Raw genomic sequence first — 15,481 nt, 5'->3', positions numbered from 1 at the left:
CCCGACCCGCGAGCGACGCCCGGATCACCTTGCTCCGCAACGCCACGACGCGCGCACCGTCCTCAAGGGACAGTCCACCGGAGACGCAGGCGGCGGCGATCTCGCCCTGGGAGTGCCCGATGACGGCGTCGGGCCGGATGCCGTAGGACTCCCACAGCGCGGCGAGCGACACCATGACCGCCCAGCAGGCCGGCTGCACGACGTCGACCCGCTGGAGGGCTTCCGCGTCACCCAGGACGTCGGCGAGCCGCCAGTCCACGAACGGTTCGAGCGCGGCGGCGCACTCGGTGAGCCGCTCGGCGAACACCGGCGCGGCTTCGGCGAGGTCGAGGGCCATGCCGACCCACTGCGAGCCTTGGCCGGGGAAGACGAACACGGTCTTGCCGGGCGTCCCGGCGACCCCTCGCACGGCGGGATCGGTCAGGCCGGCCAGCAGCGAGTCCCGGTCGGCGCCGACGACGACGGCCCGGTGCTCGAACGCCGACCGCGTGGAGGCCAGGGAAGCGGCGACACCCGCGATGTCCTCCGTGGACAAGACGGCGGCCAGCCGTTCGGCCTGGCGCTGCACGGCGTCGGCCGTCCGGCCGGACAGCAGCAGCGGCACGACGGACTCCGAGCGTTCGGACCGCTCGGTGGTCGGCTGCGAGAACTGCTCCAGGATCACGTGCGCGTTCGTCCCGCTCATGCCGAACGACGAGACGCCCGCCCGGCGCGTGCCCTCGGGCCACGGCCGGGTCTCGGTGAGCAGGCTGACGTCGCCCGCGTCCCAGTCGACGTGCGGCGACGGGACCTCCGCGTGCAGCGTCTTCGGCAGCAGGCCGTGCCGGATGGCCTGGACCATCTTGATCACGCCGCCGACGCCGGACGCCGCCTGCGCGTGCCCGACGTTCGACTTGAACGAGCCCAGGTACACCGGCCGGTCCGCGGGCCGCTCGCGGCCGTAGGTGGCGATGATGGCCTGCGCCTCGATCGGGTCACCCAGCTTGGTGCCCGTGCCGTGCGCCTCGACGACGTCCACATCGGACGGTGTCAGCCGCGCGTTGGCCAGCGCCCGCCGGATCACCCGCTGCTGCGACGGCCCGTTCGGGGCGGTGAGGCCGTTCGACGCGCCGTCGGAATTGATCGCGGAACCCTTGATCACCGCGAGCACGCGGTGGCCGTTGCGCTCGGCGTCGGAAAGCCTTTCCAGTAGCAGCATCCCGGCGCCCTCGGCCCAGCTCGCGCCGTCGGCGTCGGCCGAGAAGGGCTTGCTGCGCCCGTCCGCGGCCAGCGCGCGCTGACGGCTGAACTCCACCAGCGAGACCGGGGTGGACATGACGGTCACGCCACCGGCGAGGGCGAGGGTGCAGTCGCTCTCCCGCAGCGACTGGCAGGCCCAGTGGATCGCGACCAGCGACGACGAGCACGCCGTGTCGATCGAGACCGCGGGGCCTTCCAGGCCGAAGGTGTAGGCGACGCGGCCGGACAGCACGCTCGGCGAGTTGCCGGTGCCGAGGAAGCCCTCGAAGCTGTCGGTCGCGGCGCCGAGCAGGCCGCCGTAGTCCTGGTAGGTGATCCCGGCGAAGACGCCGGTGCGGCTGCCGCGCAGCGTGGCCGGGTCGATCCCGGCGCGTTCCATCGACTCCCAGGACACTTCCAGGAGCAGGCGGTGCTGCGGGTCCATCGAGACGGCCTCGCGCGGGCTGATCCCGAAGAAGCCGGGTTCGAACGCGCTCGCGTCGTGGAGGAACCCACCCTCGCGGGCGTAGCAGGTGCCCGGCGCGTCGGGGTCGGTGTCGTAGAGCGCCTCGAGGTCCCAGCCGCGGTCGGTGGGGAACGGCGAGATCGCGTCACGGCCCTCGGCGACCAGCCGCCAGAGCTCGTCGGGGTCGGTGATGTCGCCGGGGTAGCGGCAGGCCATGCCGACGATGGCGATCGGCTCGTCGACCGCCCGGGTGACGGCCTCCTCGGCGACGTCTTCCTCGCCGAACAGCTCGGCGTGCAGTGCCTTCGCCAGCGCGACCGGGTTCGGGTGGTCGAAGACCGACGTCGCGGGCAGCCGCAGGCCGGTCACGGCGTTGAGGGCGTTGCGCAGCTGGACGGCGGTCAGCGAGTCGACGCCCAGTTCCTTGAACGCACGGTCGGCGCCGACGGCTTCGGGTCCATCGTGCCCCAGGACCAGCGCGGCTTCGGTGCGGACGAGGTCGAGCAGCGCCCGGTGCCGGTCGGTCTCGGGCAGCCGCGCGAGCTTCTGGTGCAGGGCGTTGCCCGCGTCGGCCACCTGCGCGACGACCCGGCGCGTCTTGGCCTTCGCCGGGGTGTGCTCGACGACGCGGAGCGCACCCCGCGTCCCCAGCAGGTCGAACGTCTCATCAGGACGGCAGGCCAGCGCACTGTGCGCGACGGCTTCGAGCACCGCGGTCTGCGCCGCGACCAGGCCGGCGCCGCCCGCGGCGGTCAGGACCACGAGGTGGACGTCCAGCTCGGCGAGGTTGAGGGCGATGTCCGCGCGGTCGCGCAGGTCGGCCGGTCCCTCGGCGAGTCCGATGTGGACGGCCGTGGTCACGTCCGGGATGGACCGGAGCGCGCGCGTCAGTTCGTACCGGTCGGCGGGGTCGCAGGCGACGAGCTCGGCGCCCGGCGGGGCTGTCTCGCCCAGCACGACGAGCCGCTGGACGCCCCGGTCCTCGACGAGGTGCCGCGCGACGGCGGCGCCCAGGTCGCCGGACGCCCCGGTGAGCAGCACGGTCCCCTCGGGCTTCCAGGCGTCCGGGGTGACCGCGGCGGTCCGTGGCTCGTAGCCGACGTCGCCGCGCACCGCGAACCGATCCGCGACCGGCTCGACGGCGGCGCCATCGACGAGGGCGAACCGCCCGGGGTGCTCGGCCAGCACCGGCTCCACGGCACCCCAGACGGCGGCTTCCACCACGTCGGGGACTTCGCCGTCGGTCACCGCCACCGCGCCTCGGGTGACGAAGACCAGTCGCGACGCGGCGAACCGCGGGTCGGCCAGCCAGGACGTGACGAGCGCCAGCGCCCGCTGCGCCGACGCCCAGACGGCCCAGGTGAGGTCATCGGTGTCGTCGGGCCGGCAGGAGGCGAACACGACCTCGGGCACCTCGCCGGCGGCCGCCAGCTCCGCGAACTCCTGGTAGGTGGGCAGCTCCCCCAGCCCGGGGTCACCGATCGCCGCGGCCGGTCGTGAGTGGGAAACCGGGTTAGAACACTGTTTCTCACTCACGACCCACTCGACGCGGTGGTGCGTGGTGGCCGCGCGACGGGTGGCGGGGCGCAGGGTGACGGCGTCGGCTGTCGCGACGACCTGGCCCGTCGGGTCGGCCAGCGTCAGCCGGACGGCGCTGCCCGTCCGGCGCAGGCGGACGCGCAGCTCGGTCGCGCCCGTCGCGTGCAGGCTGACGCCCGACCACGAGAACGGCAGCATGTCCGGCAGGTCGGCGAAGGCCAGCGCGTGCAGCGCCGCGTCGAGCAGCGCCGGGTGCAGGCCCCACTCCGCGGTGGCGGTTCCGGCGGGCAGGGCGACCTCGGCGAACACGTCGTCGCCCACGTGGTACGCGGCCCGCAGGCCCTGGAACGTCGGCCCGTAGGCGAACCCGGCCGCCGCGCGCTGGGTGTAGAAGTCCTCGACCGGCACGGCACCCGCCGGCGGCCACTCCGTCAAGGTGTCCGAAGTGGACAGACCGGCGGCGAGGGTGCCGGCGGCGTGCCGGACCCAGCCGTCGCCGCGGGTGTGGATGCCGAACACACGCCTTCCGGCACCGTCCGGGGCCTCGACGCGGACCTGCACCGGCACGCCGCCGCGCTCGGGCAGGACCAGCGGGGCTTCCAGGACCAGCTCTTCGACCTGGTCGCAGCCGGCCTCGTCGGCCGCGCGCAGCGCCAGCTCCACGAAACCCGCGCCGGGGAACAGGATCTCGCCGTCGACGCGGTGTTCGGCCAGCCACGGCGCACCCTCGGCCGACAGGAGCCCGGTGAGCACGACACTGTCCGCACCGGCCAGTTCCACCGCGGCCGACAGCAGGCCGTGCGACGCGCCGGACTGCCCGAGCGACGCGGGGTCGCCGTCGACGTCCGGCACCTCCAGCCAGTACCGCTCGCGTTGGAAGGCGTAGGTGGGCAGCTCGACGCGCACGCCGTCACGCAGGACCTGCGCCCACTCCACCCCGGCGCCGTCGACCTGCAGCTCGGCGAGCGCCGACAGCAGCGTGCGGACTTCGGGACGGTCGGCCCGCAACGCCGGCACGGCGAGAGCTTCATCGGAACACTCCGCGACCATCGCGGAGAGGACCCCGGCCGGGCCCAGTTCGAGGAACCGGGTCACGCCGCGCCCGGCCAGCGTCCGGACGCCGTCGGCGAACCGGACGGTCGCGCGGACCTGGCGGGCCCAGTACTCCGGGTCGCCCAGCTCGGCCGCCGAAGCGAGCGAGCCGGTGACGTTCGACAGCACCGGCACGGCCGGCTCGTGGTAGGTCAGCCCCGCCGCGACCGCGCGGAACGCGGCGAGCATGCCGTCCATCCGGGCCGAGTGGAACGCGTGGCTCACCCGCAGCCGCCGGGTCTTCTCGAACCCCGCGGCGACCGTCAGCACGGCGTCTTCGTCACCGGAAAGCACGACCGACGACGGCCCGTTGACCGCGGCCAGCGACACGCCGTCGGTCAGCAGCGGCGTGACCTCGTCCTCGGTGGCCGCGACGGCCACCATCGCCCCGCCCTCGGGCAAGGCCTGCATCAACCGCGCGCGGGCGGCGACGAGCGTGCACGCGTCCTCGAGGGACAGCACCCCGGCGACGTGCGCGGCGGCGAGCTCGCCGATGGAGTGACCGCCGACGAAGTCGGGCCGCACACCCCAGTCTTCGAGCAGCCGGTACAGCGCCACTTCGACCGCGAACAGCGCGGGCTGGGTGTATTCGGTCCGGTCCAGCAGCTCGCCGGCCTCGATGACGCCTCGCAGCGGTCGGTCCAGCTCGGCGTCGAAGTACGCGCACACCGCGTCGAACGCTTCGGCGAACGCCGGGAACTCGCGGTACAGCTCGCGGCCCATGCCGATCCGCTGCGCGCCCTGGCCGGTGAACAGGAACGCCGTGCGGCCGGGCGCGGCCGTCCCGCGCACCACCCCGGCGGACTTGGTCCCCTCGGCCAGCGCGGCGAGCCCGGCCCGCAGTGCGGCGTCGTCCTCCGCCAGCACGACGGCGCGGTGCTCGAACGCCGAGCGGGTCGTCGCCAGTGACCAGGCCAGGTCGGCCGGGTCGGTCTCCGGGAGCCCGAGCAGCCGCGCGGCCTGCGCCCGCAGCGCCTCCGCCGACCGGCCGGACAGCGCCAGCGGGACGAGCCCGGTGCGGCGCGGGCGCGGCAGCTCCGGTTCGGCCGCCGGGGCCTCTTCGATGATGACGTGCGCGTTGGTGCCGCTGACGCCGAACGCCGACACCCCGGCCCGGCGCGGCGGACCGCCGGCCGGCCACGGCATCGCTTCGGTCAGGAGCGAGACGCTGCCCGCCGTCCAGTCCACTTCGGACGACGGCCGCGCGGCGTGCAGGGTCTTCGGCAGCAGCCCGCCTCGGAGGGCGAGCACCATCTTGATCACCCCGGCGACCCCGGCCGCGGCCTGGGTGTGCCCGAGGTTGGACTTCAGCGAGCCGAGCAGAAGCGGGCGGTCGCGGTCCCGGCCGTAGGTGGCCAGCAGCGCGTGCGCCTCGATCGGGTCGCCGAGGCGGGTGCCCGTGCCGTGCCCCTCGACGGCGTCCACATCGGACGCTTCGAGTCCGGCGTCGGCGAGCGCGGCCCGGATCACCCGCTGCTGCGACGGGCCGTTCGGGGCGGTGAGCCCGTTGGACGCGCCGTCGGAGTTCACCGCGGAACCGCGCACGACGGCCAGTACGGTGTGGCCGAGCCGCTGGGCGTCGGAAAGCCTTTCCAGCACGAGCATGCCGACGCCCTCGGACCAGCCGGTGCCGTCGGCGCCGTCGGCGAACGCCTTGCAGCGGCCGTCCGGCGCGAGGCCGCGCTGCCGGCTGAACTCGACGAACGCGCCGGGGTTGGCCATCACGGCGACGCCGCCGGCCAGCGCCAGCGTGCACTCGCCCGAGCGCAGGGACCGGGCGGCGAGGTGCAGCGCGACCAGCGACGACGAGCACGCGGTGTCCAGCGTGAGGGCCGGGCCCTCGACGCCGAGGTGGTAGGCGATCCGTCCGGAAAGGACACTGCCCGCGTTGCCGGTGAGCAGGTGCCCGCCGAGGCCTTCGGGGGCTTCGCGCAGGCCGGCGGCGTAGCCCGAGACGCCCGCGCCGACGAACACGCCGGACCGGCTGCCGGCCAGCGACCGCGGGTCGATGCCGGCCCGTTCCAGGGCCTCCCAGGAGCTTTCGAGCAGCAACCGCTGCTGCGGGTCGGTGGCCAGCGCCTCGCGGGGGCTCATCTCGAAGAAGGCCGCGTCGAACTCGCCGGCGCCGGTCAGGAAGCCGCCGTCGCGGGAGTAGCTCTTGCCCTCGGCGTCGGGATCCGGGTCGTAGAGGCCCTCGACGTCCCAGCCGCGGTCCTCGGGCCAGGCCGAAATGGCGTCGCCGCCGTCGGCCAGCAGCCGCCACAGGTCTTCCGGTGAGGTGATCCCGCCAGGGAGGCGGCAGCTCATGCCGACGATCGCGATCGGCTCGTCGGCGTCCTCGACCCGCTGGACGGGGACGGTGGATGTTTCGGTGCCGAACAGCTCGCGGCCCAGGAAGTCCGCGAGGACGGTGGCCGACGGGTGGTCAAAGACGAGCGTCGACGGCAGCTTCAGCCCGGTGACCGCGCTCAGGCGGTTGCGCAGCTCGACGGCGGTCAGCGAGTCGAAGCCCAGGTCGCGGAAGGGCCGGTCCACCACGACCGACGCCGGGTCGGCGTGCCCGAGGGCGGCGGCGGCTTCGCGTTGGACGAGGTCCAGCAGCTCGCCGGCGGTCAGCTCCCGGGCCGGGGCGGCGGCGACCGCGACGTCGAGCGCGGCGCGGACCTCGGGCAGGTCGCCGAGCAGCGCGCTGGCGCGGACCGAGGTGAAGCCGGGGGCGAACCGCGCCCAGTCGACGTCGGCGACGGTCACGGCGGTGTCGCCGGCCTCGATGGCCTGACGCAGTGCGGTGATCGCGAGGTGCGGGTCGAGGGGCCGGAGACCGCGGCGGCGCAGGTGGTCCTCCGCGCCCTCGTCGGCCAGCATGCCGCCGCCCGCCCAGGGGCCCCAGGCGACCGACGTCGCGGCCAGCCCGGCCGCGCGGCGGCGGCGGGCGAGGCCGTCGAGGTAGGCGTTCGCGGCCGCGTAGGCGCTCTGGCCACCGCTGCCCCAGACGCCGGCGATGGAGGAGAACAGCACGAACGCGTCGAGCTCGCGGCCGCCGAGGACGGCGTCCAGGTTCGCGGCGCCGGCGAGCTTCGCGGCGGTGAACCCGGCGAACTCGGCCACGCCGAGCCCGGCCAGGGGCGCGGACTGGGCGACCCCGGCGGCGTGCACGACGGCCCGCAGCCCGTCGAGGCCGTCGACCAGCGCGGCGACGGCTTCGCGGTCGGTGACGTCGCAGGCCGCGATGGTCACGGTGACGCCGAGCGCCGTCAGCTCGTCACGCAGTTCGGGCGCGCCGGCGGCGTCGAGGCCGCGGCGGCTCGTCAGGACCAGGTGCTCGGCTCCGGCACGGGCCAGCCAGCGGGCGACCTCGGCGCCGAGCGCCCCGGTCCCGCCGGTGATCAGCACGGTGCCGCTCGGCCGCCACGACGTGCCGGACGTCGTCGCGGGAGCGCGTTCGAGGCGTGCGGCGAAGACGGCGGAGTCGCGGACGGCGACCTGGTCCTCGGCGCCGCCCAGGACGCTCGCCAGCCGGGCGACCGCGCGGTCGTCGAGGACGGCGGGCAGGTCCACCAGGCCGCCCCAGCGGCCGGCGTGTTCGACGGCGGCGGTGCGGCCGAAACCCCAGAGCGCGGCCTGGGCCGCGCTGCGGACGGTGTCGGCGCGGCCGACGGAGACCGCTCCCGAAGTGGCGCACCACAGCGGCGCGGCGTCGCCGAGCGCCTGCACGAGCTCCAGGGTCGCGGCAAGGCCGACCGTGATCTCCGGTGCGTCCGGCGCGGGACGCTCGTCGAGGGCGAGCAGCGACAGCACGCCCGCGAAGTCACCGTCGACGCCGGGCAGGTCGGCGGGGCGCAGCGGGACGCAGTCGATCCCCGCGGTCAGCGCGGCCAGGACGTGCGGCTCGACGCCGCGCTCCGGGAGCACCAGCAGCCAGGTGCCCGGGGTTCCCTCGGCCGGCTTCAGCGGCCGCCAGTTCACGGCGTAACGCCAGTTGTCCACAGTAGACAGGTTCGCGCGGTCGCCGTGCCACCGGGCGAGCAGCGGCAGGGCGGTTTCGAGACCGGACAGCTCGGCCTCGGCGACGTCCAGGGTCGTGGCGAGCGCGGACAGGTCCGCGGTCTCGACCGCCGACCAGAGCTCGCCATCGACGACGTTCGCCGTCGCCGTTGCGGCTTCGGGTGTGCGGGGCCAGTAGCGTTCGCGCTGGAAGGGGTAGGTGGGCAGCACGACGAACGACGCCGGGCGCAGCACCGCGGCCCAGTCCGGGCCGTGCCCCGAGACGTGGAGGTGGGCCAGCGCGGCGAGCAGCGTCCGCTCCTCGGGCCGGTCCTTGCGCAGCGTCGCCGTCGCGGTCAGGGTTTCCTGCGCCAACGCGGTGAGCACGCCGTCCGGGCCCAGCTCGACGGACCCGGTGACGCCCAGTCCGCTCAGCGCGGTGACGGCGTCGGCGAACCGCACCGGCTCGCGGACCTGACGCACCCAGTACACCGGCGTCAGGATCTCGTCCCCGGCCAGTCGACCGGACACAGTGGACACCAACGGGATCTTCGGCGCGTGGAAGGTCAGGCCGTCGGCGACGGCCGCGAACGCGTCCAGCATCGGGTCCATCAGCGCCGAGTGGAACGCGTGCGACACCGTGAGCCGCCGGACCTTCCGGCCCAGCGCGGCGAAGTGCCGCTCGATTGTCTCGACGGCTTCGACCTCACCGGACACGACTGTTGCTTGTGGACCGTTGATCGCGGCGAATCCCACGTTGTCGCCCAGTACGGCGGCGACCTCGTCCTCGTTCGCCTGAACCGCGAGCATCGCCCCGCCCGTGGGCAGCGCCTGCATCAGGCTCGCCCGGGCCGCCACCAGCGTGCAAGCGTCCTCAAGGGACAGCACTCCGGCGACATGCGCGGCGGCCAGCTCGCCGATCGAGTGCCCGGCCACGTAGTCCGGCCGGATTCCCCACGACTCCAGCAGCCGGAACAGAGCCACCTCGACCGCGAACAACGCGGGCTGGGTGTACCCGGTCTCGTCGAGTGCCGAAGCATCCCCGAAGACGACCTCGCGCAACGGCCTATCCAACGAAGAGTCCACCAGCGCGCAGACCCCGTCGAACGCGTCCGCGAACACCGGGAACCGCTCGTACAGCTCCGCACCCATCCCGACGCGCTGCGAACCCTGGCCCGAGAACAGGAACGCCGTCTTGCCGGCGTTCTGCTTGCCCCGCAGGAGGTTCGCCGCCGGACCGCCGGCCGCGAGGGCTTCGAGGCCGGTCGCCAGCTCGGCGGAGTCCCCGCCGAGCACGACGGCCCGGTGCTCGAACGCGGCGCGTCCGGCCAGGCCGGCGGCCACGTCCGCGACGTCGGCGTCGCGCAGCCGCAGCAGGTCCCGGGCCGCGTCCCGCAGGGCCGCCTCGGACCGTCCGGAAAGGACCCACGGCACGAGCCCGGCCTCGGCACGCGGCATTTCGGCCGCGGGCACGCCTTCGAGGATGACGTGGGCGTTCGTGCCGCTGACGCCGAACGACGACACGCCCGCGCGGCGCGGTCCGTCGTGCTCCGGCCAGTCCCGTGACTCGGTCAGCAGCGCCACCGCGCCGCTGTCCCAGTCGATGTGCCGCGACGGCCGGTCGACGTGCAACGTCTTCGGCAGCAGGCCGTGGCCGAGGGAGAGGACCATCTTGATGATCCCGGCGACGCCCGCCGCGGCCTGGGTGTGCCCGATGTTGGACTTCAGCGAACCCAGCCACAGCGGGTGTTCGCGGTCGCGACCGTAGGTGGCCAGTAGCGCCTGAGCCTCGATCGGGTCGCCCAGCGTCGTGCCGGTGCCGTGGGCTTCGACGGTGTCCACATCGGACGGTTCGAGGCCCGCGTTGGCCAGCGCCGCACGGATCACCCGCTGTTGCGAAGGACCGTTCGGGGCGGTCAGGCCGTTGGACGCGCCGTCCTGGTTGACGGCGCTGCCCCGGACGATCGCGAGTACCGGGTGCCCGTAGCGGCGGGCGTCGGACAGCCGCTCGACGAGGATGAGGCCGACGCCTTCGCCCCAGCCGGTGCCGTCCGCGCCGTCGGCGAACGCCTTGCACCGGCCGTCTTCGGCCAGGCCGCCCTGCTTGCTGAACTCCAGGAACGCACCCGGCGTCGTCATCACGGTCACGCCGCCAACGAGCGCCATCGACGACTCTCCCGAGCGCAGCGACTGCGCGGCCCAGTGCAGCGCCACCAGCGACGACGAGCACGCCGTGTCGACCGTGACCGCGGGACCTTCCAGACCCAGCACGTACGAGATCCGGCCGGACACGACCGAGCCGGCGTTCCCGGTCCCGGCGTGGCCTTCCGAGCTGCCTTCGCCGGACTCCCGCAGCAACGCGGCGTAGTCCTGGCCGTTGGTTCCGATGTAGACCCCGACCTGCGAGCCGCGCAGCGACAGCGGGTCGATGCCCGCGCGCTCGAACGTCTCCCACGACGTCTCCAGCAGCAGCCGCTGCTGCGGGTCCATCGCGAGGGCTTCCCGCGGCGAGATCCCGAAGAAGCCCGCGTCGAAGTCGGCGACGCCGTCGAGGAACCCGCCGTGGCGCGTGTAGCTGGTGCCCTCGTGGTCGCGGTCGGGGTGGTACAGGTCGGCCAAGGGCCAGCCGCGGTCCTCGGGGAAGGTGCCGACGGCGTCGCGGCCGCCTTCGAGGAGGTCCCACAGGTCTTCGGGCGACCGCACGCCGCCGGGCAGGCGGCAGGCCATCGACACGATGGCGAGCGGCTCGTCCTCGACGGCCGTGGCGGACCGCGTCACGACCGGCGTCGCGGCGGATCCGGCCAGCTCTTCGCGCAGGTAGGTCGCGACGGCGGCCGGGGTCGGGTAGTCGAACACCAGCGTCGCGGGCAGCGCGCGCCCGGTCGCGGCGCCGAGGCCGTTGCGCAGCTCGACGGCGGTCAGCGAGTCGACGCCGAGGTCCTTGAACGCCCGCTCGGGGTCGACCGCGTCCGGGCCCGGGTAGGCGAGCACGGCGGCGGCCTGGGTGCGGACGACGCCGAGCAGGAGCGCCTGCTGGTCCTCTGTGGACAGTGCGGCCAGCCGAGCGACCAGAGGCTGCTCTTCGCGGGTGGGCATCGCGTCCCGCGCCTCGGGCAGGTCGCCGAGCAGCGGGCTGGGGCGGGTGGTGGTGAACCCGGGCACGAACTTCGCCCAGTCGACGTCGGCGACGATCGGGTTCGCTTCCCCGCCGCCGATCGCGCGGCGCAGGGCGGCGACGGCCAGGCGCGGGGCCATCGGCGGCACCCCGCCCCGGCGCATCCGGTCGGCGACCAGGTCGTCGGCCGCCATGCCGCTGCCACCCCACGGGCCCCAGGCCACGGAGGTGGCGGGCAGCCCGGCGGCGCGGCGCTGCCCGGCCAGCGCGTCGAGCCCGGCGTTGGCGGCGGCGTAGGCGGCCTGCCCGACCGCGCCGAGACTCCCCGCGAAGGACGAGAACAGCACGAACGCGGACAGCGCGCGGTCGCGGGTCAGCTCGTCGAGGTGGCGGGCGCCGTCGACCTTGGGCCGGAAGACAGTGTCCAGCTGCTCGGCGGTGACGCCGTCGAGCACGGCGTCGTCGAGGACGCCGGCGGTGTGGATGACGGCGTCGAGGTCGGGCAGTCCGTCGAGGAGCCCGGCCACGGCGTCGCGGTCGGCGACGTCGCAGGCGGCGACGGTGATGCGGGTGCCGAGCGCGGTCAGCTCGTCGCGCAACGCCGTCGCGCCCGGGGCGTCGAGACCGCGGCGGCCGGCCAGGACGAGGTGCTCGGCCCCGGCCTCGGCGAGCGTGCGCGCGACGACCGCGCCCAGCGCGCCGGTGCCGCCGGTGATCAGCACGGTCCCGGCGGGTGCCCACGGCTCGGCGGCCGGGCCGGTGGTCCGGGTCAGGCGGCGGCCGAAGACCCCCGAAGAGCGCAGGGCGACCTGGTCCTCGGCCGAGGCCAGGACGGCCGTCAGCCGGTCGAGGGCTCGCTCGTCCAGCTCGGCGGGCAGGTCGACGAGACCGCCCCAGAGCTGCGGGTACTCCAGCGCGGCGACCCGGCCGAGGCCCCACAGCGGCGCTTGGCCGGGCGCGGTCAGCGGGTCGGACTGCCCGGTGGAGACGGCACCTTGGGTGGCGACCCAGACGGGGGCGGTCGTGGTGCGGACCAGCTCGATGGTGCGCAGCAGGGCCTCGGTGTCCCAGGCCAGCAGCGAAAGCACACCGTCCACAGCGGAGTGCTCGGCCAGCTGGTCGAGGGTGACGGGGACGAACCCGCGGCGCGCCAAGGCGTCGAGCACCGGCGACGTGAAGTCCGCCGAAGGGACGACCGCCAGCCAGGTCCCCGAGAGCGGCTTCTGCGCCGGGGAAACTGGAGCCCAGCCGATCCCGTACCGCCAGGCGTCCACAGTGGACTTTTCCTGGCGCTTCGCGCGATAGGCCGACAGCGCGGGCAGCAGGTCGCCGGCGGCGCCCTCGGGCAGGTCCAGCACCTCGGCGAGAGTCCCGGCGTCCACAGCGGACCAGAACTCGTCGTCCCCGGTTCCGGTGGGGACCGACGGCTCCAGCCAGTAACGCTGACGCTGGAAGCGGTACGTGGGCAGGTCGACCCGGTGGCCGCCGCCCAGGACGGCCGCCCAGTCGGGTCCGTGGCCGGACACGTGCATCCGGGCGAGCCCGGTCAGCGCGGCGGTCGTCTCGGGACGGTCGCGGCGCAGGAGCGCGGCCACGGCCGCACCGGCGGGCAGGCAGTCCTGGGCGAGCGCGGCCAGCGCGCCGTCGGGGCCCAGCTCCAGGAAACCGGTCACCCCGGCCTCGGTCAGCCAGCCGACGCCGTCGGCGAAGCGCACGGCCTCGCGGACGTGCGAGACCCAGTACTCGGGCGAGGTCAGCCGGTCGGCGAGGGTGCCGGTGACGTTGGAGACGACCGCGATCTTCGGCGGGTGGAAGGTGAGGCCGTCGAGGACCCGCCGGAACTCGGCCAGCATCCCGTCCATGCGCGCGGAGTGGAACGCGTGCGAGACGTCGAGGCGTTTCGTCTTGCGGCCCAGCCCGGCGAACCGCTCGGCGGCGGCCAGCACGACGTCCTCGTCGCCGGAGAGCACGATCGACGACGGACCGTTGACGGCGGCGATCGAGACCCCGCCGGCCGGCACCACCTCGTCCTCGGTCGCCTGCACGGCGACCATCGCGCCCCCGGCGGGCAGCGCCTGCATGAGCCGGCCGCGCGCGGCGACCAGCGTGCAGGCGTCGGCCAGGGAAAGCACGCCGGCCAGGTGCGCGGCGACCAGCTCGCCGATGGAGTGGCCCAGCAGGTAGTCCGGCCGGTAGCCCCAGGATTCGGCCAGCCGGTAGAGCGCCACCTCGATCGCGAACAGCGCGGGCTGGGTGTACGCGGTCTCGTCGAGACGCTCAACCGAGTCGATCACCGTCCGCAGTGGACGGTCGAGGTGCCGGTCGAACTCCGCGCACACCTCGTCGAAGGCGGTGGCGAAGACCGCGAACCGCGCGTGCAGCTCGCTTCCCATGCCGAGGCGCTGGGAACCCTGGCCGGTGAACAGGAAGGCCAGCTTCCCCGGCCGGATCGCGCCACGCACCAAACCCGGCGCGACGCCGTCCGCGGCGATGGCGTCGAGGCCGCGCAGCAGCTCGTCCCGGCCCTCGGCGAGGATGACCGCGCGGTCGTCGAGAGCGGCCCGGCCGGTGCCCAGCGACCAGGCGAGGTCGGCCAGGTTTTCCGCTGAGGCAATGGCCCGGATGCTCGCGGCCTGCTCGCGCAGGGCGGCCGCGCCGCGCGCGGAGACCAGGAATGGCCAGGGTCCGGCCGTGGCGGGGACTTCTTCGGTCGCTTCGGCCGCGGGCGGTTCGGAGAGCAGGACGTGGGCGTTGGTCCCGCTGACGCCGAACGCGGACACGCCGGCGCGGCGGGGCGCGTCGCGCTCCGGCCACGGCATCGGCTCGCCCAGCAGCTCGACCGAACCGGCCGTCCAGTCCACGTGGGACGACGGCTCGTCCAGGTGCAGGGTGTGCGGGAGATGCCCGTGCCGCAGGGCCAGCACCATCTTGATCACGCCGGCCGCGCCGGAGGCGGCCTGGGTGTGCCCGATGTTGGACTTCACCGCGCCGACCCGCAGCGGCCGGTCCGCCGGGCGGTTCTGCCCGTAGGTGGCCAGCAGCGCCTGGGCCTCGATCGGGTCGCCCAAAGTGGTGCCGGTGCCGTGCGCCTCGACGACGTCGACGTCGGCGGGCGAGAGCCCGGCGGTGGCCAGTGCCGCGCGGATCACGCGCTGCTGGGACGGACCGTTCGGGGCGGTCAGGCCGTTGGACGCGCCGTCGGAGTTGACGGCCGAGCCCTCGATGACGGCGAGCACGGGGTGGTTGCGGCGGCGCGCGTCGGACAGGCGCTCGAGCAGCAGCAGGCCGACGCCCTCGCCCCAGCCGGTGCCGTCGGCGGCCTCGGCGAACGGCTTGCAGCGGCCGTCACCGGACAGGCCGCCCTGGCGGGCGAACTCGAGGAAGACGGCCGGGGTCGACATGATCGTCGCGCCGCCGGCCAGGGCGAGGGAGCACTCCCGCTTGCGCAGGGCCTGGCAGGCGAGGTGCAGCGCGACCAGTGCCGACGAGCACGCCGTGTCGACGGTGACAGCGGGCCCTTCCAGGCCGTAGCTGTAGGCGAGCCGGCCGGACAGGACGCTGCCCGCGTTGCCGGTGAGCAGGTGGCCGGCGACCTCGCCGGTCTCGCTGCCCAGGCCGTAGCCGGACGGCGTCGAGCCGACGAAGACCCCGGCGGACGTGCCGGTCAGGGAGCCGGGGTCGATCCCCGCGCGTTCGAAGACCTCCCAGGACACCTCGAGCAGCAGCCGCTGCTGCGGATCGGTGGCCAGGGCCTCACGCGGGCTGATCCCGAAGAACGCCGGGTCGAACGTCGTGGCGGTGTCGATGAACCCGCCGGTGCGCGCGTAGTCGCCGCCGGAGACGTTCCAGCCGCGGTCGGCGGGGAACGCGGACATCGCGTCGGTCCCGGCGGAGACCAGGTCCCAAAGATCCTCCGGGGAGGTCACGCCGCCTGGGAACCGGCAGCCCATCGCGACGATCGCGATGGGCTCCTTCTCCCCCGCCTCCAGGTCCTGGAGGCGTTGCCGGGTCTCGGCGAGGTCGGTCGTGACCCACTTCAGGTAGTCCCGGAGCTTCTCTTCGTTCAC

The 15,481-nt window shown here is 74.7% G+C and carries 1 protein-coding gene (only partly in view); it reads right to left on the bottom strand.

Annotation, left to right across the window (positions count from 1 at the left end; genetic code table 11):
- Positions 1–15,481: the 5' portion of a type I polyketide synthase gene (locus ACZ7PG_RS48870; protein ID WP_470246082.1), read on the bottom strand. Its footprint begins 8,759 nt before the window's first position; the window shows 15,481 of its 24,240 coding nt (coding positions 1–15,481); it begins with the start codon at positions 15,479–15,481; its stop codon lies off the left edge, out of view.

The organism is Amycolatopsis sp. NPDC114504, assembly GCF_055633595.1.
Note: the sequence above shows the minus strand (reverse complement) of the source record. Positions and strands in the feature narration are given on the sequence as shown.